At 62.6% G+C, this 20,029-nt stretch carries 14 protein-coding genes; 3 read left to right on the top strand and 11 right to left on the bottom strand.

Annotated elements, in window-relative coordinates; genetic code table 11:
* Positions 1-112 precede the first annotated feature (112 nt).
* Complete coding sequence (locus DBP26_RS13240) at positions 113-1,318, bottom strand: GGDEF domain-containing protein (protein ID WP_108238103.1); 1,206 nt, start codon at positions 1,316-1,318, stop codon at positions 113-115.
* Between the two features lie 296 nt (positions 1,319-1,614).
* Here DBP26_RS13240 and DBP26_RS13235 point away from each other — a divergent pair, with 296 nt between their 5' ends.
* Positions 1,615-2,751, top strand: coding sequence for a glycerate kinase (locus DBP26_RS13235; protein ID WP_108238104.1), 1,137 nt, complete (start codon positions 1,615-1,617; stop codon positions 2,749-2,751).
* Here DBP26_RS13235 and DBP26_RS13230 read toward each other — a convergent pair whose 3' ends face one another.
* Both DBP26_RS13230 and DBP26_RS13225 read right to left on the bottom strand, forming a co-directional pair.
* On the bottom strand, positions 2,752-3,009 hold the full coding sequence (locus DBP26_RS13230) for a DUF2790 domain-containing protein (RefSeq protein ID WP_108238105.1): 258 nt from the start codon (positions 3,007-3,009) through the stop codon (positions 2,752-2,754). It lies immediately after the preceding gene.
* Positions 3,010-3,182: 173 nt separating this feature from the next.
* The gene (locus DBP26_RS13225) at positions 3,183-4,712 is read right to left on the bottom strand and encodes an MFS transporter (protein WP_108238106.1); all 1,530 of its coding nucleotides are present in this window, start codon (positions 4,710-4,712) and stop codon (positions 3,183-3,185) included.
* A gap of 147 nt (positions 4,713-4,859) precedes the next feature.
* Between DBP26_RS13225 and DBP26_RS13220 the strand changes: the two genes are divergently transcribed.
* Positions 4,860-5,735: a LysR substrate-binding domain-containing protein gene (locus tag DBP26_RS13220; RefSeq protein ID WP_108238107.1), complete on the top strand. Its 876-nt coding sequence runs from the start codon at positions 4,860-4,862 to the stop codon at positions 5,733-5,735.
* A gap of 70 nt (positions 5,736-5,805) precedes the next feature.
* Here the strand turns inward: DBP26_RS13220 and DBP26_RS13215 are convergent, their stop codons facing one another.
* Positions 5,806-7,623 (bottom strand): monovalent cation:proton antiporter-2 (CPA2) family protein, encoded by a 1,818-nt coding sequence (locus DBP26_RS13215; protein WP_108238108.1) that lies wholly within the window; start codon positions 7,621-7,623, stop codon positions 5,806-5,808.
* 211 nt (positions 7,624-7,834) lie between these two features.
* Between DBP26_RS13215 and DBP26_RS13210 the strand changes: the two genes are divergently transcribed.
* A complete protein-coding gene (locus DBP26_RS13210; RefSeq protein ID WP_108238157.1) occupies positions 7,835-8,023 on the top strand; it encodes a hypothetical protein in 189 nt (62 codons plus the stop codon).
* 92 nt (positions 8,024-8,115) lie between these two features.
* Here the strand turns inward: DBP26_RS13210 and DBP26_RS13205 are convergent, their stop codons facing one another.
* The 7 genes from DBP26_RS13205 to treZ all read right to left on the bottom strand — a co-directional run bounded on the left by DBP26_RS13205 (position 8,116) and on the right by treZ (position 20,028).
* Positions 8,116-9,114, bottom strand: a complete 999-nt coding sequence (locus DBP26_RS13205; RefSeq protein WP_347881570.1) for an alpha/beta hydrolase — start codon at positions 9,112-9,114, stop codon at positions 8,116-8,118.
* Between the two features lie 264 nt (positions 9,115-9,378).
* Positions 9,379-10,353 carry a GlxA family transcriptional regulator gene (locus tag DBP26_RS13200; protein WP_256601484.1) on the bottom strand — a complete coding sequence of 325 codons (975 nt, stop codon included), beginning with the start codon at positions 10,351-10,353 and terminating at the stop codon, positions 9,379-9,381.
* Between the two features lie 208 nt (positions 10,354-10,561).
* Complete coding sequence (glgX, locus tag DBP26_RS13195; protein ID WP_108238110.1) at positions 10,562-12,751, bottom strand: glycogen debranching protein GlgX; 2,190 nt, start codon at positions 12,749-12,751, stop codon at positions 10,562-10,564.
* Between the two features lie 186 nt (positions 12,752-12,937).
* Complete coding sequence (locus DBP26_RS13190; RefSeq protein WP_108238111.1) at positions 12,938-13,345, bottom strand: DUF2934 domain-containing protein; 408 nt, start codon at positions 13,343-13,345, stop codon at positions 12,938-12,940.
* A 17-nt stretch (positions 13,346-13,362) separates the two neighbouring features.
* Complete coding sequence (locus tag DBP26_RS13185) at positions 13,363-16,146, bottom strand: malto-oligosyltrehalose synthase (RefSeq protein WP_108238112.1); 2,784 nt, start codon at positions 16,144-16,146, stop codon at positions 13,363-13,365.
* Between the two features lie 8 nt (positions 16,147-16,154).
* Positions 16,155-18,224, bottom strand: a complete 2,070-nt coding sequence (gene malQ / locus DBP26_RS13180; RefSeq protein WP_108238113.1) for a 4-alpha-glucanotransferase — start codon at positions 18,222-18,224, stop codon at positions 16,155-16,157.
* Positions 18,217-20,028: a malto-oligosyltrehalose trehalohydrolase gene (gene treZ, locus DBP26_RS13175; RefSeq protein ID WP_108238114.1), complete on the bottom strand. Its 1,812-nt coding sequence runs from the start codon at positions 20,026-20,028 to the stop codon at positions 18,217-18,219. The genes malQ and treZ overlap by 8 nt, the downstream gene beginning before the upstream one ends.
* Between the last annotated feature and the right edge of the window lies 1 nt (position 20,029).

The raw sequence follows: 20,029 nt of genomic DNA, 5'->3' as shown, positions 1-20,029 counted from the left end.
CCGATCCAAGGCGAGCACTCGCCGGGCTCGGTCTCATGCGCCGCCGAGCGACACTGGAGCGTTTTCTAGCAGGTAGGGCGGCCAGCGGATCGGGTGGTGGTCAGGGGCGGGTTTACAGGTCCATCGCTTCCACGACTTCAACCCGCCCGCGCACTTGTTTGGCCCGATACAAGGCCTTGTCCACCGCACGCAGCAACGTTTCGAAGTCTTCCCGGCGGTCCATCGACGAGGTCTGAACCAGCCCGGCACTGAAGCCGATCCGAAAGGGCAGGTCACCTGAGCTCGGCAGTTGCTCGAGGGCATCGCGCAAGCGCTTCATGAACCCTTGAGCTTGCTGCACATCCGTTCCGGGAAACACCAGCAGAAACTCCTCTCCGCCCCAGCGCACAAAGACATCGCCCTTGCGCATCAGCCCTGTCACCGTCCGGGCAAACACTTGCAGCGCCAGATCGCCCACGGCATGACCGTGTTGATCGTTGATGCGCTTGAAGTTGTCCAGATCCACCATCGCCACCGCCAGGGGATAACGCTGCGCAGCGCCTTGCCGCCGTTCTTGTTGAAGAATGGTCGACACCGCGCCTCGACGATTCAACGCCCCGGTCAGGGTGTCGGTAATGCTCAACCGCACCACTTGCTGGCGCAATTGTTCCTGCAGCATCAAGGCGAAGCTGAGGGTAAACAGAAACGAGACCATGAAATCCATCGCCAGCGCCGGCAGTGAAAACATGTCCGGTTCGTCGAAATTGACCGGCCCCGGGGGATCGATTGCCGAGGTCAAAGCGTTGCAGGCGTGGAAGATCAGCACCGCGGCGTGCCCCGCCAACAAGGCCCAGGCTCCGCGAAAGCGCTTGCGCAGCGGCCAGGTGACGCTGCACTGCAGGCCAATGGTGATCACGCAAAACAGAAAGAACCACGCCTGCAGATAGGCGCTGTGCAGCAATACCCCGGCGCCCAGGCCGTAGATCAACAACGGGATCGCCAATACACCAGTCTGCCAACGCCTTGGGCGGGGAGTATCGGCCAGTTGATGCAGCGCCAGCGTGTGGCATCCGATGGCCAGCAGCAGGCCTGCCGTGCTGACGATGAATGCCGTTTCTGGCTGCAGGATGCCCAGCCAACCGAAAGCGGGCGGAAGCACCCCGGGTTGCAGCAGGTCCGTCGCACGGTAGGCAGCCAGCACCAGGTCTCCGGCGATCCACCCGTGGAGCGGGGCGCGATGGCCGCTGCTGCCAACGTACGACAGGCACAACATCAGCGTGGTCATCAGTCCGAACGGGATAATGATCAGAAGCAGGGTGACCGGATCGTTCAGGAGCATAGGACAACGAAATTCGTATGGGCGAGTGATGGCGACCGTGTTCAAACGGCGATACGGCTGCCATAACCCTCGTAAAGTAGTGGCTATATAGTGTCATATTTGCCGTGGCCAGTGTTTCATCCTCTGCGCCACCCGTGACGTTATAGAGAAGGACACCCGCGGCGTCGACGTTGACCGCGGAATTCCGAGGCTTTTTGTTCAAGTGAACAATCAACGCGAGCGGCCACTGTGCGACAGGCTGGCGGAAAAACCGAGCAGCCGTGCGAAGATTGCTTCATTCGAATAAGGAGAACGCCATGAAGATCGTCATCGCCCCGGATTCCTTCAAGGACAGCCTCAGCGCCCAAGGGGTGGCTCAAGCGATTGCCAGAGGTCTGCGGGAAGTCTGGCCCGAAGCGCGGCTGGTGGAATGCCCGATGGCCGACGGTGGCGAAGGAACTATCGAGGCGGTTCTGGCGGCGTGCGGCGGGCAATGGATGACGAGCCAAGTCAGTGGCCCGCTGGGCGCTGCGGTTCAAGCGAAATGGGGCTGGCTGGCGGACACGCACACCGCCATCATCGAGATGGCCATGGCCAGCGGGCTGCAGATGCTGACACTGGAACAGCGAGATGCCACGGTGACCAGCACCTATGGCACCGGGCAACTGATCGCCGCGGCGCTGGACGCTGGAGCGCAGCGCATCATTCTCGCCATTGGCGGCAGTGCCACCAACGACGCCGGCACCGGCATGTTGGCCGCGCTGGGCGGGGTTTTTCTGGACGCCAGCGACAAGCCCTTGCCGCCTGGGGGGCTGGCGCTCGCCCAGTTGGCGAAAATCGATCTGTCTGCCCTGGACGTTCGGCTGAGGGCCGTGCAGTTCGAAGTCGCCGCCGACGTCAACAACCCGCTCTGCGGCCCTCAGGGCGCATCGCACATCTTCGGCCCGCAAAAAGGCGCTTCATCCCAACAGGTACTGGCGCTCGACGCTGCCTTGAAGCATTTCGCCGAACACTCGGCGCGGGTGCTCGGTGAGGATCACAGTGAGCAACCCGGAAGTGGCGCGGCGGGCGGAATGGGCTTCGCGGCCAGGGCCTACCTCAACGCTTCCTTCCGCCCGGGCGTGGAGGTGGTGGCGGACCTCACCGGCCTGGCCGATGCGCTGCAAGACGCCGATCTGGTGATCACCGGTGAAGGCCGCTTCGACGCGCAGACCCTGCGCGGCAAGACGCCTTTCGGGGTGGCCAAGATCGCCCGCCGCACCGGGATACCGGTCATCGTGCTGGCCGGCACGCTGGGCGACGGGTACGCCGACCTTTACGAACACGGCATCAGCGCCGCCTTTGCACTGACCAGCGGTCCCATGACCCTGGAGCAGGCGTGCCGCGACGCGCCAACGCTGTTGCATGACCGCGCTCGGGATCTGGCGCGGTTGTGGCAACTGGCAGCGCGCTGATCAGTTGTCGCCCAGGCAGGCGTTGCCAATGGTTTCGTAACGCAAGGTATGGGCTTTGCCCATGTGATCGACGTAGCTGAGGTCGACCGGGCGCACGCCACAGAAATTCAGATTGGGGGTCTTGGTCACTTCGGCGATGTCCAGACGAGTGCCGTAAGTGTATTCCTGCACCTGGGGCATGGTTTTCACGTCGGCTTGGGCAGTGAGGGCGATGCTGCTCAGGGCGGTCAGGGTTAGTGCGATCAGGGTGGTTTTCATCAGGGTGTCCTCATAGGGTCAATAACGTTCGAGCCGGTATGACGAAGCCCGAGTACGGTTATTCCCGCTGCCCTCGAAAAAACCGGGTCAACTCGGGCCTTTCTGCCCTGAGGACGGGGTCGCCTCGGTCCCATGTCCCTTACATCCCCTGCTGACCTTCCGCTCCGATCGGGTCAGCCAGGCTGCCACTGGCTCACGGGAATCGGCTTACGCATGAGGGTTCCCACCATCAATGCCGCCACCAGGCCAATACCGCCGGCCAATCCCAGTACCGCGCCGAAGCCGCTGATGAACGCCTCGCGAGCCAGCGGCTCGACGACGACGCGAGCGCTGGCATCCAGGGTGTTCAGCGCTGCCGCCATGTCGCCAGCCACTACGCGCGACGCCATCTCTCCAGCATGGTCCAGCCACTGGGGCGCAGCCCGTTGCAGGCCCTCGGTCAGCGCGTTCTGAGTGTGGTTGGCCAGCAGCGCGCCGTAGACACCCACCGCCAGGAGGATCGAACTGAAGCGCATGGTGGTGCTCAAGCCCGACGCCATGCCCGTGCGGGTGCGGGGGACGCAGGCCATGATGTTTTTCTGCGTGTCGCCGTTGAGCACCCCTGCGCCCGCGCCGGTGAGGGCGATGGCCACGGCGAACGCAGGGTATCCGCCGACGACGGTCGCACCGGCGCACAGCAGGTTACCCAGGCTGACCAGTGTCAGCCCCAGCGCCATCATGGCGGCGGGAGAGAGGTGGCGGGACAACGCGGGGCCCAGGCGTGGGCACAACAGCATCGTGACAGCGAACGGCAACATGCCCAGCCCGGCGCCGATGGCACTGAAACCCAGTCCGTTTTGCAGATAGAACGGCAGCAGGGTCATCATGACCTGGGCGCATCCGGCGTAGGCGAACATTCCCAGCAACGCACCGATGAAGCGTGCAGAGGTAAACAGTTGCAGGTCCACCATGGGGCGACGCTGCATACGCTCAGCCATCACGAAAAGTGCCATGAGCAGCGCGCCGGCTGCCAGTCGCGCAAACGTCAGCGGGTGGCCCCAGCCCAGGCGATTGGCTTCGATCAGGCCCCAGATCAGGCTCAGCAAACCAGCACTGAACAACAGGCTTCCCACCGGGTCGAGACGCGCCGATGCTGGGTCACCCGACTCACCGATGTGGCGCACGGCCAAGGCCAGAAGTAACAGACCGACCGGCACGTTGAGGTAGAAAATCCAGCGCCAGCCGACCCCCTCCGCAATCAGGCCGCCCAGGGTCGGGGCCGCCGTCATCGCCACCCCCATGCACGCGCCCCAGAACGCCCAGGCCTTGGCCCGTTCGACCTCGTCGTGGAACACATGGCCGATGGTGGCAAGCGCCGAGGTCAGCAACAGTGCGGCGCCCACGCCTTTTACGGCCCGTGCAACGTCGAGAAACACAATGCCAGGGGCCGCGCCGCAGGCCACGGACGCCAGGATGAACAGCACGAGCCCGACCAGGAGGGTCTTCTTGCGCCCGAAACGGTCCGCCAGGCTGCCGGCAGGCAGCAGCAATGCGGCGAAGCTCAGCATGTACGCGCTGACCACCCATTCGATGTCGGCGAAACCGGCGCCCAAGTCCCGCGCAATGCTCGGCAACGTCACCGCGACGATGTTGGTGTCGAGCACGATCAGCGAGCATACGCCCGACGCGGTCAGCAAGGTCATGCGGGGAGAGGGGGATGACATGACTTCTCCAACGAGGGTTAGCTAATAAGCAATTGGCAGAGCGGCAGGATTTGCTGCCTCGTGCCCCGCCGCATTGAGCATAACGGGATATGGGTTATTCTCCGTTAGCGTCCTTGAACCATTTCATTACCTCAAAGGTAACGCATCATGGAGATCCGCCATTTCCGCTATTTCCTTGCGGTGGCCCGCCATCGCCACTTCACCCGTGCCGCCGAGCAGTTGGGCATTGCGCCGCCCACGCTGACTCGCCAGATCCAGGATCTGGAAAACGCACTGGGCACGCGATTGTTCGTGCGCGAGCAACGGGAGGTGCGCTTGACCGAGGCCGGGCGGGCATTGCAGATCGAGGCCGAGCTGGCGGTGCGGCAGTTCGAGACCGCGCGCTACAACGTCGAGCGCGCCGGTCGTGGCGAGGCGGGCAAGATCGAATTGGGGTATGTGGCGTCCGCTGTGTTTTCGGGGGTGCTGCAGCGTCAGGTCGGGCAATTTCGCCAGCACCATCCCGATGTGGACTTCGCCATCACCGAGCACGCGATGCCGTCGTTGCCGCGCATGGTCGAAGAGGGGCGGCTGGACGTGGGCTTCATCCGTTCGCCCATGAGCCTGCCGGATTCGCTCGAGGCCGTGAAGCTGTTGGCCGAGGACTTCGCCCTGGCTCTCCCGGACACGTCTTGGCTATGCGGGCTGAGCACCCTCGACGCGCGGCATTTGCAGAACGAGACGTTCATCCTGCCCGAACAGATTTCCGGCACCCTGGACGTCGCCGCCCATGGCGGGTTCACGCCGACGCTCGGGCCGCAGCCGGGAGGGCTGGTCTCAGTGATTGCCCTGGTGAGCCTGGGGCAGGGTGTGGCCGTCGTCCCCGCCTCGGTGGTGGACCATGTTCAGTTGCCGAACGTGGTGTACCGACGCATCGACGACTGTCAGCCCACCTCCTGTCTCTCGCTGATCCATCGGCGCTACGAAAAGGCCCCCGCGGTAGCGCGCTTCATCGACCATGTGAAGCGCTCTCGGGAGCCGTGATCCGGTGAAGGCGCGCCTTTCTCGAGTGCGTCGTCGTCCTTAGCTGTCAGGCCGATGAGCGAAGCGGCTGTCAGCCTTTGGCGGCTTCGTCGGCTGCTTCGTCCATGCGGTCGGATTCGAACAGCTCCGCCAGCTCCGTTCGTGCTTCCAGCGCGCTCTGCATGACCTTCGCCGCATCGTCATAGATCAAATGCTGGCGGTTGAGCACTTGTTCGTCATGCCGTTTGAAACGGTTGATGCGCGCCGCGGCCTGCGCTTCGCTCAAGCCCAGCCCGATCAGCGTGCGCCGGGTCATCTCCAGGCTGGAATAGAAGGTCTCACGTACGGCCTGTGCGTCCAGATCCATCAGACGATGCACGTGCTGGCGGTTCCGGGCTCGGGCGATGATCTTCAGGTGCGGGTAAAGCTTGCGCACTAATTCGGCAGTCTTGATGTTGGTGTCGGGGTCGTCGGTGGCGATGACGAAGTACTCGGCCTGGTCGACCTTGGCGGCGCGCAGGATTTCCGGGCGCAACGGATCGCCATAGAACACCGGCACGTTGCCGAAACTGCGTGTGAACTCGATGGTTTCCACTGAGGTGTCCAGGGCGATGAAAGGGATTTTCTGCGCCCGCAGGATACGCGCCACGATCTGCCCCATCCGGCCCATACCGGCGATGACCACGCGCGGCGCGTCGGATTCGATCTCTTTATATTCCTCGGGCACTTCCTTGACCACCGGCTTGGGCTTGAGCCAGCGGGACATCACCAGCAACAGTGGCGGGGTCAGGGCCATCGACAGGGTGATGGTCAGCACCAGCGTGTCATACAGGCTGGCGTCGAACAGACCCTGATCGCGACCGATCTTGAACACCACAAAGGCGAATTCGCCCCCAGCCGCCAGCACCAGCCCCAGCCGCAACGCACTTTGTGCGCCGAGCCCGCCGGCCAAGCGCCCGACGAAGAACAGCAGCGGCAGTTTGAGTGCGATCAGCAGAAGGGTCAGCGCAAGAACGGTGATTGGGGAGCTCAACAGCAAGCCAAGGTTGGCGCCCATCCCGACGCTGATGAAAAACAGCCCCAGGAGCAGCCCCTTGAAGGGCTCGATCTGCGATTCCAGCTCATGCCGGTATTCCGAGTCCGCCAGCAGCAAACCGGCGAGAAACGCGCCGAGTGCCATCGACACACCCACCAAGTCCATCAGCCAGGCCGTTCCGATGACCACCAGCAGGGCCGTCGCGGTGGACACCTCCTGCAGCTTGGTTTTGGCCACGATCCGAAACACGGGACGCAGCAGGTACCGGCCGCCGATCACCACCACTGCGATACCGCCCAGCACTTGCAGGCCGTGGCGCAGGGAGTCGCTGGAGGATGCGTCATGGTTCCCGCCGGCAAGCATGGGCACCAGCGCAATCAACGGGATGGCGGCGATGTCCTGAAACAACAGGATGGCAAACGCCAGCCGCCCGTGAGGCGCATTCAACTCTTTGCGCTCCGCCAGGCTTTGTAAACCGAAGGCCGTGGAAGAAAGCGCCAGGCCGAGGCCGAGGATGACCGCGCTGTTGAGCGGCTGGCCGAAGCCGAGCAGGGCGACGGTGCCGATCACCAGCCCGGTCAGCAACACTTGGGCCAAGCCCACCCCGAACACCGATTTACGCATGACCCACAAGCGTTTGGGCGAAAGCTCCAGGCCAATGATGAACAACAACAGCACCACGCCCAGCTCGGAAATGTGGGCAACGCTTTGCGGATTGCCGATCAGGCCCAAGCCTGACGGGCCGATGACGACTCCGGCGATGAGGTAACCGATGACCGCGCCCAGTTGCAGGCGCTTGGCCAGTGGCACAGTCAAAACGGCGGCGAGCAGAAACACGACTGCGGCTTGCAGCAGGCTGCCTTCATGAGGCATTGGGGACTCCTTCCAACAACGAAAAATGGCATGCACGGCACGTAACGCGCGGGTATTAAACCACGCTCAAGCCGAAGGGTTTCGTCGGCGAGACGCTTCGTCGCAGTATGGGATCTGCGTGCGCGGGGTGATATCACCTTTGTGAGCGCGTAAGATGGCGCACGCTTTTGCCTTGGTGCAGATGTTCTTTTCCGTTTTTCAGGACCCCGCAATGACCCACAAACAGCGTCTGATTTATTCGATCATCATCGCCTTGAGCGTCCTGGTTATCATGCTTGGCATGTCCCACCTGCAGACCATCGGTGTGTTGGACCAGAAGACTTTTCAGTACATCGCGATGTTCATTGCGGTGGTTGTGGTGGTGCTGAACGGCATCCTGCGGCGCAAGGTCAAGCGCTGAGGTGTTGAAACCGGCACGGCCCTCGTGCCGGCTTCGACATCCGCGGCTCGCTTGGGGCCGCGTCCATTCACCTTCCCCTCAACACTGCTGCCTCACAGATGATCGGCATCGATGACGGCCTGAGCGAACGCCTGCGGCGCTTCCTGCGGCAGGTTGTGCCCGATGCCACCGCGGATCAGACGAAATTCGTATTTTCCGGTGAAGCGCTTGGCGTAATCCTCTGGCGCCGGATGAGGCGCACCGTTGGCATCACCTTCCAGGGCGATGGTCGGAACGCCAATGGCGGGCGTGGTGGCCAGTTTCTGCTCCAGGGCATCGTAGCGGGCTTCGCCCTGCACCAGGCCCAGGCGCCAGCGATAGTTGAAGACGGTGATGGCGACATGATCCGGGTTGTCCAACGCCTTGGCGCTGCGATCGTAGGTGGCATCGTCGAACGCCCACTGGGGTGAGGCCGTTTGCCAGATCAGCCTGGCGAAGTCGTGGGTGTTTTTTTCGTAGCCCGCACGGCCGCGGTCGGTGGCGAAATAGAACTGATACCACCATTGCAGTTCGGCTTTGGGCGGCAGCGGATTTTTTCCCGCCGCCTGATTGCCGATCAAGTAACCGCTGACTGAAACCAGTGCCTTGACGCGCTCGGGCCACAACGCCGAGACGATGTCCGCCGAGCGCGCGCCCCAGTCGTAACCGCCCAGCACCGCAGTCTTGATGTTCAGGGCATCCATGAAGTCGATGACATCGCTGGCCAGTGCCGCTGGCTGGCCGTTGCGCAGCGTTCGGTCAGAAAGAAAGCGGGTGTCACCGTAGCCTCGGGCGTAGGGCATCAACACGCGGTAGCCTTTCGCGGCGAGCAGGGGGGCGACCTCGTCGTAGCTGTGAATGTCGTAGGGCCAGCCGTGCAGCAGCACCACCACCGGGCCATCGGCCGGGCCGGTTTCCGCGTACGCCACGTTCAACAAGCCGGCGTTGATGTGTTTGAGCGGCCCGAAAGGTGTTGCCATGACGGCGCTGACTGGGACAGGTGCGGCGTCTTGCGCCGCTGCGTAGTCCGCTGCCCCCATCAGCCCCAGAGCGAAAAACGATGCGTTGAAGATCCGGCGTGGGTGTAACCAAGGGCTTGTGCGGTGTTCAGTCCGTTTCACGGGAGCGTCTCCATGCTGATCAAGGGGCGAGAAGGGCCATTCCTCCTCGGGTGCCTTGGGTGCATTTCAGCGCGCCTGTGTATCTGCGATGTGTCCCAGGGGGGCGGGCGTTGCAACACGGCGTATGCGTGTCGAGCCGGGATACACGGTGATACACACGCCTGTCAGCCGCGCCCAGCCCGACGTCAAGCGCCGTGGCTGAGGCGAGGAGCACGATCACCCGCCACCGAATTGCTGTCGATACTGGTTCGGCGACAGCCCGATACGCTCGTTGAACACCTTGCGCATGTGCCGAGCGCTGCCGAACCCGCAACGCGAGGCCAGCACCTTGAGCGGCACATCGCAGGCTTCCAGGAGCTTGCGCGCGTGATCGATGCGCGCGTTCTGCACGTATTGCATGGGGGTCATGTTCACTTCACGCTGAAACGCACGGGCAAAATTGCGCGGGCTCATGGCGGCGATTTCCGCCATTCGGGAAATGCTGTAGGCCTGGTCGATGTGATCCACGACGTAGGCCTGCACCCGGGCAATCGCCGAGCCGTCCCGTGGGACGGCCGCCAACAACGGGCCATAGGGCGTCTGGCCGCCCTGGCGCTTCATCGCGACCAGCAAGACTTTCGCCACCTCCAGGGCAATGTCCTTGCCATGGTCTTCGGCGACGACCGCCAGGGCCATGTCAATACCGGCGGTAATGCCGCCGGACGTGATCAAGTTTCGATCGATCACGTAGATCTGCTCGGTGTCCACCCGCGCTGCGGGGTAGCCACGCTTCAAACGTTCGACGTAGTTCCAGTGCGTCGTGCAGCGGTATCCGTCGATCAGCCCGGCGTCGGCCAGCAGGAAAATCCCGGTGCAGATTGCGCCGAAGCGCCGCGCCCGGCGAGCCGCATCAGGCAGCCACTCGTTCAACTGCGGATGGCGGGTCCCATAAGCGCCTGGCCCGCCAGGCACCAGCAGCAGGTCAATGTCTGAGGGGCAGCCATGCAACGGCAAGTCGGCCTGCACCTTCAAGCCTGAAGAGCCGCGGACCCAGCCGGGGTGTTCGGAGACGGTGAGCAGTCGGTAATGTTTTTCTGGGGGGAGCATGCGGTTGGTGATGGAGAAGACATCCATCGGGCCTGTGACATCCAGCAACAGCACGTCATTGAACAGCACCATCACTACCGTTTTATGCGTTTTCGTACCTTGCATGCAGCGACCGCCTTGATCCTGGCCCGCGCGGCGGGTGCCGTCGGGGTTTCATCCATTGCCAGGCGGCAGTTTAAGGCACTTGAGAGGCATTTCGGTACAGCGGCGGGCGATTGGGGAGGGGAGCAAGGAGGCGGACGCCCGAACCGTTTCCTGTGACGGAGGGTTCGGGCGCCGATTGAGGTGGGATCAGGCTAGGCTGCCGGAGCGATCACGCCTCATCCTCTTTCTGCAACACGAAGAGCAGCAGCGAACGAGGGGTGACGGTGTATTCGGTACCGAATTCAAACCGCTCCTTGCCTTTGATATCCGGCTGGTTGGTATCGACCAGGCCGATCCAGTTCACGCCTTCCGGCACTTCCGGCAGGGTGAAGTTGACCCCTTCATGGTGCGAGTTGACCACCAGCAGCATCGTGGCGTCGGCACCGCGGCGGCGGATGCCGGTCTCCTGAGCGCGTCCATCGATCAACATGCCCAGGCACTTGGCGTTGCGATCTTCCCATTGCTCGATGCCCATTTCGTCACCGTTGGGTGACAGCCAGGTAACGTCCTTGACCCCCAGCTCCTCGTTGTAATCACCCACCAGGAAACGTCCGCGACGCAGCACAGGGTAGGTCAGGCGCAGCTTGATCAGGCGCTTGACGAAGGTGTGCAGTGCCTTGCCGTCGGCGTCCCAATCCCAGTTGACCCAACCGATTTCACTGTCCTGGCAATACGCGTTGTTGTTGCCGTGTTGGGTACGCGCGAATTCGTCGCCGGCGACGATCATCGGCGTGCCTTGGGAGAACAGCAGGGTGGCGAAGAAGTTGCGCATCTGGCGCAGACGCAATGCATTGATGTCCGGGTCCTCGGTCGGGCCCTCTACGCCATGGTTCCACGAGCGGTTGTCGTTGCTGCCGTCCTGGTTGTTCTCGTCATTGTCTTCGTTGTGCTTGTCGTTGTACGACACCAGGTCGTGCAGCGTGAAGCCGTCGTGGGCGGTGACGAAGTTCACCGAGGCGAACGGCCGACGCCCGCGATGGTTGAACAGGTTGCCAGAGGCCGTCAGACGGCTGGCCAGGTCCGCCAGCTGACCTTCGTCGCCCTTCCAGAATGCGCGGACGGTGTCGCGGAACTTGTCGTTCCATTCCGCCCAACCCGGCGCGAAGTGCCCGACCTGATAGCCACCCGGGCCGCAGTCCCATGGCTCGGCGATGAGTTTGACCTGACGCAGCACTGGGTCCTGACGGCAAGCGACCAGGAAGCTGTGCCGCTCGTTGAAACCGTCGTGGTAGCGGCCCAGGATAGTGGCCAGGTCGAAGCGGAAACCATCGACGTGCATTTCGCTCGCCCAATACCGCAGTGAGTCGGTGACCATCTGCAGGACGCAGGGGTGGCTGAGGTCGAGTGTGTTGCCGGTGCCGGAGTCGTTGATGTAGTAACGCTTGTCATCGGGCATCAGCCGGTAATACGAGGCGTTGTCGATGCCGCGCATGGACAGGGTCGGGCCCAACTCATTGCCTTCGGCAGTGTGGTTGTAGACCACGTCGAGAATGACTTCGAGGCCCGCATGGTGCATGTGCGCGACCATTTCCTTGAACTCGGCGATCTTGCCATGGGCCAGGTAACGAGGGTCCGGGGCGAAGAACGCGATGCTGTTGTAGCCCCAGTAGTTGGTCATGCCCTTTTGCAGCAGGTGTTGATCGTTGACGAAGGCATGGATCGGCAGCAGTTCCACGGATGACACGCCCAGCCCCTTGATGTGCTGGATCACGTCATCGACCATCAGCCCGGAAAACGTGCCTTTGAGCTCATCCGGGACGGACGGGTGACGCATGGTGAACCCGCGCGTGTGGGTCTCGTAGAGAATGGTTTTTTCCCAAGGTACCGCCACGCGTTGATCACGGCCCCAGGTGTATGCGGGGTCGATGACCTTGCTTTTGGGCACATACGGCGCACTGTCTCGCTCATCGAAGCTGAGGTCGCCATCGGGGTGGCCGATGGTGTAGCCGAACAAGGCTTCGGACCATTTGAGTTCGCCCACCAACTGCTTGGCGTAGGGGTCGATCAAAAGCTTGTTGTGGTTGAAGCGGTGACCGTTCTTGGGGTCGTACGGACCGTACACGCGATAGCCGTAAATCAGCCCTGGATGGGCGTCGGGCAGGTAGCCGTGAAAGATCTCATCGGTGTACTCGGGGAGCTCGATGCGTTCCAGCTCGGTTTCGCCGGTGGCATCGAACAGGCACAGTTCGACCTTGGTCGCGTTGGCGGAAAAGATCGCAAAGTTGACGCCCAGTCCGTCCCAGTTGGCGCCAAGCGGGAAGGGCAGCCCTTCCCGAATACGCGAAGTCGGGGTTTCCGGTGCGTCGGCTTTCGCTGCTTCTTTTTTCTCGGGGGCGGTGTTCTTGTCTTGCTTGCTCATGGTGGTTCCTGAAGTTCGAGTGATTTCCTGAAGGCGAACAGCGCCCGTGCCGTTGGCGGAGCGTTAACCGCCGAACTGCGTAATCGAATTGGGTTGGGGCAAAGGGGCTACCGCAGGGGGACGATCTTTTTCAGGCGATCCCTGCGGTAAAGGCTTGCAGCACGACGATCACTCGCCGTGGGCGATTCACGGCGCGGGAGGCTTGGCAGCCGGCGCCTTCTTCGCGGCAGGTTTGGCAGCAGGCTTGGGCGCCGGCTTGGCCGATCCGGAATCGGCGGTGCTGGCGGCGGCTTTAGGTTTGGCCGGTGCCTTGGGTTTGGCAGCAGGCTTCTCGGCCGCCTTCACAGCGGGTTTGGAAGCCGGTTTAGCGGCGGATTTATCGGCGGATTTTGCCGCCGGCTTGGACGCCGCAGTTTTAGGTTCAGCCTTAGGCTTGGCCGCTTTGGCCGACGCCGCTTTTTTAGGCGACTTGGCTTCCGCGTCTGCCAGTTTGCGAGCCATTTCCCAATGGCGCGCGTCTTGACCATGAGGCTTGCCCTCAGATTCCCAAATCTGGTGGGCCAGCTCGCTGATTCGTTTTTCGTCGGCACTCATCTCGACACTCCCAGGTATTACAAGGTTTGAAAAAGCAGATTGACGGAAAATTCCTTGAGCGCTGCGCTGAGCGACAATTCCTTGTTGGTTGTGACTGTAGTCTGCGCAAAAAGTCCCTTCCAATTTGGATTTGAATCAGCGAACGGCAGGATAATTCGTGTATCGCCCCAATTTGCCGCGTTGATGAATGGAGTTTGCGCGGTGCCCAATAGTTCAGCCGGCAAACGTGGAACCACAACGATCGCCCGCTTATCCTCCTGAATTCGGGCAAAGGCCAAGACGTGTTCGGCCTGTTCGCCGACCACGTCGAGGGGTTGATAGCGGCCGTCGCTGAACAGCGTCGGGTACTGATCGCGCAGCATGAGCACCTGTGCGATCAACGCCTGTTTGATCCGACCGTCCTGCCACTGGGCGAGCAGCTCGGTGAGCGCCGTGGTGTCACTCAGCGCGCGTTGGCGAGCGGGGTAGTCCACCGGACGACGATTGTCCGGGTCCACCAGGCTGAAATCCCAGAATTCAGTGCCCTGATACAGATCAGGGACACCGGGCACGGTCATCCGCAGCAAAGTTTGCGCCAGACTGTTCAATGCGCCTGCGGGGGCGATCCGATTGGCAGTCGCACCAATGGATTGACGCAAGGCCAGGGCATCCGGACTCATCAACACCGTTTGCAGAAATTCACGGCAAGCCGTCTCGTACGCCTCGTTGGGTGCGCTCCAACTGCTATGCAGTTTCGCTTCGCGCAAGGCTTTTTCCTGCCACTGCGTCAAACGTTTCGAATAGGCTTCGAAGGCCTCGTCCCCCTCGATTCCAAAGGGCCAACTGCCCAGTATGGCCTGATACAGCATCAGTTCGTCGCCAGGGCTGATCTGGGTCTCGCCCCCCTTGAGGGGTGCAGACAGTTGCAGCCAGCGTTCCACTTGTTCGGCATACCAGGGAGCGTGCTCGCTGAGCACGGCCAGGCGGGTACGGGTGTCTTCTCCGCGCTTATGGTCGTGGGTGGCGGTGGTCAGCAGGTTGTTGGGGAAATGCGCACCGCGTTCGATACAAGCATCGTGAAATGCGGTGATCGGTGCACTGAAATGTTGCGGGTGAAAGCCGACGTCGTTGCGCGAGAGCAGGACGGCCGAGCGATAGAACGAGGTGTCCTCGACCGATTTGGCCGCCACCGGCGAGGTCAGTTGCTGGAAGCGATTGCACGCTTTGCGCCGCATTTCGCGCAGGGGGCCGCTGGGGTAGTCGCGCAGCCGCTCGCCGCCCAGCCAGCGCGCCAGGGAATCCAGCACTGGCCAATCACCCTCGCTCAGCGTTTCTCGAGCGCCTTCCATCGCTTGTTGGAAGAAGCGTTCGTCTTCCTCCGAGCGCCCACAGGCGGTGATATAGGTGCGGTACACCGGGAAGTTGCCCACCAGCGCCAGCAGGGCACGTCGAATAGCGCCCAAGGTGAGGTCGCGACTCATCACGTCGCTGCGAGCCACTTGGAGCAGCGCTTGGGCGAGGTTTTCGAAATCCCCGGCCAGGGAGCCATGCAGCACCAGATCGCGTGCTTCGAGCACTTCCTGGTTGAAATCGGCGGTGCGCCCGCTGATGCGGCTCCACAGGTCCCCCAGCACCGCTTCGCCTTTGGGATCGTGCTGCAGCAGCGACACTTGGTTCATGAACTCGTAGCCGGTGGTGCCGTCCACGTTCCAGTCGGCGCGTACGGGCTCATCAGGGCCGAGGATCTTTTCGACGAAAATCGGCACATGGCTAAGTTCGGTGCCTTTCGGACGCAGCTTCAGCAGGCTGTCGACCCGGCGACGCAGTTTGCGGCAATAGCCTCGAGGGTCTGCCAGGCCGTCAATGTGGTCAATGCGCAAACCATCCACCAGGCCCTCGGCGATCAGTTGGAAAATCTTCGCATGGGTGGCTTCGAACACCTGCGAGCGCTCGACTTTCAGGCCGCCCAGTTCATTGATGTCGAAGAACCGCCGCCAGTTGATGTCGTCGCCCGCGGTACGCCAGCTGGCCAGCCGGTAGTCTTGGCGCTCCAGCAGTCGATGCAGTCGCTCGAAGCCTTCCGGCTCTCGTGAATCGAATTGCGCCAGGCCTGATTCGATGGCTTCGGCCAGGGACGGATCTGCCTTGATCCGCGCAATCAGATCCGCTCTGGCCGCCTTGGCACGTTCGTAGGCGTCGGGTTGGCTGTCAAGCTGGGTAAAGCGCTCGGCAAACTCGTCCAGCGCTGCCCGATTCGCTGCCGACAGCAACGGGCCGTAAGTCCCCGGGTTGATCGGAAAGTGATGCTGGTAGTGTTCGACCCGGAAGCTGCCTTGCTCGGCGTCGAAGCGCACCGGCACCTCGCCGTTCTGCAGCACGGTCCCGTAATCGGTGCTCAGGAACGGCTGCAGCAACTGGCCCTTGAGCAAGGGGTCGGGTGAATTCCACTGGATGTCAAAGAACTTCGCGTAGGGGCTGCGTTGCCCCCATTCCAGCAAGTCCAGCCACCAAGGGTTATCGGCACCGCCCACGGCCATGTGGTTGGAGACGATGTCCAGAATCAGCCCCATGCCGTGCTCGCGAAGCGCCGCGACCAAGCGACGAAGCGCGGGCTCGCCGCCCAGTTCAGGGTTGATCACTCGCGGATCGACCACGTCATAGCCGTGCATGGACCCGGCGCGCGCCTTGAGCAGGGGCGATGCGTAGACATGGCTGATGCCCAGTGCAGCGAAGTAGGGCACCAGGGCCGTGGCGTCGTCGAGGGTAAAGTCTTTGTGGAACTGAAGGCGCTGAGTGGCGCGCAGTGATTTCAAGGCAGGCATGAATGAGCTCATTGATCGCGCTCCGCAGCCTGGCGCCGTGCGAGGGCGAGGATTTCCAGGCGGCGAGCGGCATTTGGGTTATCCAGCAGCGCGGCGCTGTCGCCGGGCAGGCGCCGACGCCAATTAGGGTGACTGTCAGTGGTGCCTGGGATGTTGGCTTGCTGGTCGATGCCCAGCGCGTCCTCGATCGGCAGCAGGACCAACGGCGCACGGGTGTGGCCCAGATAGCGCACACTGCCATCGATGAGATCGGTGTCGTCGGCGCCGTGCATGCCGTAATTGTGCTGCATGGCTGCGCGCAGCCCTTGGCGTTCACGCTCGCGCGCAGTGCGCCATTGCTGCTCGGTCTCTTCGTCGATGTGGCCCAGGGTCTTGTTCCAGTCGATGTCCAGCTCGCTGAGCCAGCCGGTCAGGGTGGGCAGGTCATGGGTGCTGGTGGTCGCCAGCGCATCGTCGGACCATTTGATAATGGGTTTGAAATGGGCGTTGTCCTGTTCGAACAGCAGCACCCGCATGCCCAGGATGCCCCTGCTCGAGAGTTTCTCATGCAGGCCATCCGGCACTGTGCCCAGGTCTTCGCCAAGCACCACGGCCTTGTGGCGCCAGGACTCCAGGCACAACAGCCGCAGCATGTCGTCCAGCGGGTAATTCAGGTACGCCCCTTCACTCGGGGGGGAATCCAACGGAACGACCCACAGCCGCTGCAAACCCATCACGTGGTCGATGCGCAACCCGCCTGCGTGGGCGAAGTTGGCGCGCAGCATCTCGATAAAGGCGCGAAACCCGTTGCGCTTCAGGCCGGTGGGCGAGAAGGCGGAGATGCCCCAACTCTGCCCCGAGCGGTTGAGGATGTCCGGCGGGGCACCTACGGTGAGTGCCGACAGCAGCTCGTCCTGACGACTCCAGGCCTGGCTACCGGCGCCGTCTGCGCCCACCGCCAGATCCCCGATCAGGCCAATGCTCATGCCACTGCTTTTGGCTGCGGTCTGTGCTCGCTCCAGGCCTCGCGCGATCAGCCACTGAGCGAAGGCGTGGAAGCCGATTTGCTCGCCATGTCGGGACGCAAACTCGTTGAGGGTGGGGCTGCGCGGGTTTTTGTACGCGTCTGGCCATTCGTGCCAGTTGCCTCCGATACCCAACGCATCGGCTTCATCGCGCAGGGCCTCGAAGCGGCAGTGATTTTCCAGCGCTTCGCCGCCTGCATGACGGAAGCTGTTGAAATCCTCGTGCAGTGGATGGGCGCCGCCGATGAACGACGCATACAGGGCCCGGTAGAGTTTCCATTTGGCCGCCGCTGCGGCGGGCCAGTCAATCAGGGGCAAGCCCTCCAGGCGCTGCAGTTCCTCGCCCAACCCGGTCTGCTCGACGGCGGCGCGCACCGCTCGCTCGCCAAGGATGGCGCCGGGGGCTGCATACAGGGCGTTGAGAAACAGGCGACTGGAAGGGGAATAGGGGCTGAAGCGCTCGCTGTCGTTGGAAAACATTGCATGCACCGGACTGATGGCCACGGCCGCCGCGCCCCGTTCGCCTGCCGAGCGAACGAAGGTTTCCAGCGCCTGGGTATCGCCGAAGCCGCCATCGCCTTTGCGGTGCAAGTAATACAGTTGCAAGGTCAGGCCCCACGCGCGGGGCACGCCGGTGTCCATGGCCATCGCCAGGGTGTAGGCCGTCTTGGGTGCGACCGCGATGGTCAGGTGCTGACCCGCGATCGCCAGTTGCTGGTAACCCACCGTTGCCAACGCGGGCAACTCGCCGTTGGCGGTCAGTTTGGCATCCAGCCGCGAGCCGTCCTCGAGCTCCAGCACGAAGGGTGTCCCGGGCTTGAACCATGCCGAAAGATCCAGATTGCTGCCGTGGTCGACCGTTAGCAGCGGCGGAGGCGTTGTTGACTGGCTTTGTTCCTGGAGGCGTTTCAGACTTTCATCGATCTGTGCGTCGTCGTCGGCGGGGTAGCCCAGTCCGTTCAGTACCTTGCGCAGCACCTCCGGGCTAACCCTTTGCGGTCGGGCGTTGGCGTCTTTCCAATCGACTGACAGCCCGGCCTCGACCGCCAGCATTTCCAATGAGTCATTACTCATTCTGTTCCTCCACAACGTCACTCGATATCAGGCTGACAATGGCCGTGTAGGGATTGAGGGTGCCGGATTGGGAAAGTTCTGCCGATTTTGGATGTGATTCATGAATGACCTGTTGCGCGCTGTACGCCTCGCTCTCCAGCGGATGTGCGCTGAGGTTCAGGTCGATGCGCAACACAGTGCCGTCGCCCATCTGCCAGCGCGCGCTGACCGCCTTATCGCCCAGTACCTGAGCGCCCAGGGCTTGCACCCCCTCAAGGCGCGGAACAACGTGCCGATGGCGCAGACCCAACAGGGTTTTGTACAGCGACAGCCAGTTCCGATGATCCTGGCCCTTGTCCGTTTCCAGCAGCAAGGCATCGAAGGCCGGACGCGACGCTTGGAAGGTCTGCAGAGCATTGGGGTCAGGGATGCGTTCGCGCTGCTCTGGATCGGCGAACGCGGCAAAGTCCTTGAACTCGCCGCGGCGGCCTTCGCGCACGGCATCGGCCAGTTCGTCATGAAAGTCGGTAAAGAACAGGAAGGGCTCGCTCGCCCCCCATTCGTCGCCCATGAACGTCAGCGGGATCATCGGTGACAGCAGCAGCAAGGCTGTCGCCGCACGCAGGGCCTCAGGCGGACAAAGCTGCGATAGACGCTCGCCCAGCGCACGGTTGCCGATCTGGTCGTGGTTCTGCAGAAACAGCACGAACGAGGTCGCAGCCAAGTGTGCGCTGGGTTCGCCGCGTCCATGGCCATGGCGCGTCGATTCGCCCTGGTAGACAAACCCCTCGCTCAGCAGGCGGGCCAGCTTATGCGTCGGTTGTTCGGCGAAATCGGTGTAGTAGGCATCCGTCTCGCCGGTCAGCAGCACATGCAAGGTGTTGTGGCCGTCATCGTTCCATTGCGCATCGAAGCCCTGTTCCATGCGATGGGCTTCGTTGAATTCGTTTTCCAGCACCAGCCAGACGTGACGCGACGGCGCAATTTCCTGCCGCACGCGCTCGGCGAGCGCCTTGAGAAAGGTCGGGTCTTCGATGGCGTGCACCGCGTCGAAGCGTAGGCCGTCGAAGCGGTAGTCCTGCAGCCACATCAGTGTGTTGTCGATGAAAAAGTCGCGCACCTCGGGTCGCCGAAAATCGATGGCGTCACCCCAGGGCGTCTTTTTATCGCTGCGAAAGAAGTGCTTGGCATAGTGGCCCAGGTAGTTGCCATCAGGCCCGAAATGGTTGTAGACCACGTCCAGGATCACTGCCAGCCCCAGCCCGTGGGCGGTGTCGATCAAATGTTTGAGTTGTTCCGGCGAGCCGTAGGAAGACTGCGGTGCGTAGGGCAGCACGCCGTCATAGCCCCAGTTGCGATCGCCCGGAAATTGCGCGATGGGCATCAATTCGATTGCGGTAAAGCCAGTGTCGGCCCAATGCTGCAAGTGCTGTTCGACGCCGACGAAACCGCCGAGGGCGCCCACATGCACTTCACAGATGACTGCCTCGTGCCAGGGTCGGCCCTGCCAGGCGTGCTGTTGCCAGGCAAAGGCGGCCTGATCGATCACTTGGCTGTAGCCCTGCACGTCGTCGACCTGAGCCCGGGAGGCCGGGTCAGGTACGAGAAGATCGTCATCGATTTTGTAGCGATAGCGCGTGCCGGCAGCGCACTGAGCATCGAGGACAAACCAGCCGTCCTCTTGCCCGAGGAGGGCCTGCGACGGCCCGTTTTCGATTTCTACGCTGACGCGTTTCGCATCCGGTGCCCACAGGGCGAACCGGGTATGTGCGGGATCCAACAGGGCGGCGCCATGGCGCCACCTCTCTTCCGTGCGCAAAGGCATC

It is taken from the genome of Pseudomonas sp. RIT409 (assembly GCF_003052515.2).
Taxonomy (GTDB): Bacteria; Pseudomonadota; Gammaproteobacteria; order Pseudomonadales; family Pseudomonadaceae; genus Aquipseudomonas.
This window is presented reverse-complemented; position numbering and strand designations above follow the sequence as displayed.

Excerpts from the sequence above, each read along its gene's own strand:
- glgX (WP_108238110.1), bottom strand. The coding sequence starts at position 12,751 with ATGAGCAAGCAAGACAAGAACACCGCCCCCGAGAAAAAAGAAGCAGCG.
- DBP26_RS13230 (WP_108238105.1), bottom strand. The coding sequence starts at position 3,009 with ATGAAAACCACCCTGATCGCACTAACCCTGACCGCCCTGAGCAGCATC.
- DBP26_RS13220 (WP_108238107.1), top strand. The coding sequence starts at position 4,860 with ATGGAGATCCGCCATTTCCGCTATTTCCTTGCGGTGGCCCGCCATCGC.
- DBP26_RS13200 (WP_256601484.1), bottom strand. The coding sequence starts at position 10,353 with ATGCAAGGTACGAAAACGCATAAAACGGTAGTGATGGTGCTGTTCAAT.
- DBP26_RS13240 (WP_108238103.1), bottom strand. The coding sequence starts at position 1,318 with ATGCTCCTGAACGATCCGGTCACCCTGCTTCTGATCATTATCCCGTTC.
- DBP26_RS13185 (WP_108238112.1), bottom strand. The coding sequence starts at position 16,146 with ATGCCTGCCTTGAAATCACTGCGCGCCACTCAGCGCCTTCAGTTCCAC.
- DBP26_RS13235 (WP_108238104.1), top strand. The coding sequence starts at position 1,615 with ATGAAGATCGTCATCGCCCCGGATTCCTTCAAGGACAGCCTCAGCGCC.
- DBP26_RS13210 (WP_108238157.1), top strand. The coding sequence starts at position 7,835 with ATGACCCACAAACAGCGTCTGATTTATTCGATCATCATCGCCTTGAGC.
- DBP26_RS13225 (WP_108238106.1), bottom strand. The coding sequence starts at position 4,712 with ATGTCATCCCCCTCTCCCCGCATGACCTTGCTGACCGCGTCGGGCGTA.
- malQ (WP_108238113.1), bottom strand. The coding sequence starts at position 18,224 with ATGAGTAATGACTCATTGGAAATGCTGGCGGTCGAGGCCGGGCTGTCA.
- treZ (WP_108238114.1), bottom strand. The coding sequence starts at position 20,028 with ATGCCTTTGCGCACGGAAGAGAGGTGGCGCCATGGCGCCGCCCTGTTG.
- DBP26_RS13190 (WP_108238111.1), bottom strand. The coding sequence starts at position 13,345 with ATGAGTGCCGACGAAAAACGAATCAGCGAGCTGGCCCACCAGATTTGG.
- DBP26_RS13215 (WP_108238108.1), bottom strand. The coding sequence starts at position 7,623 with ATGCCTCATGAAGGCAGCCTGCTGCAAGCCGCAGTCGTGTTTCTGCTC.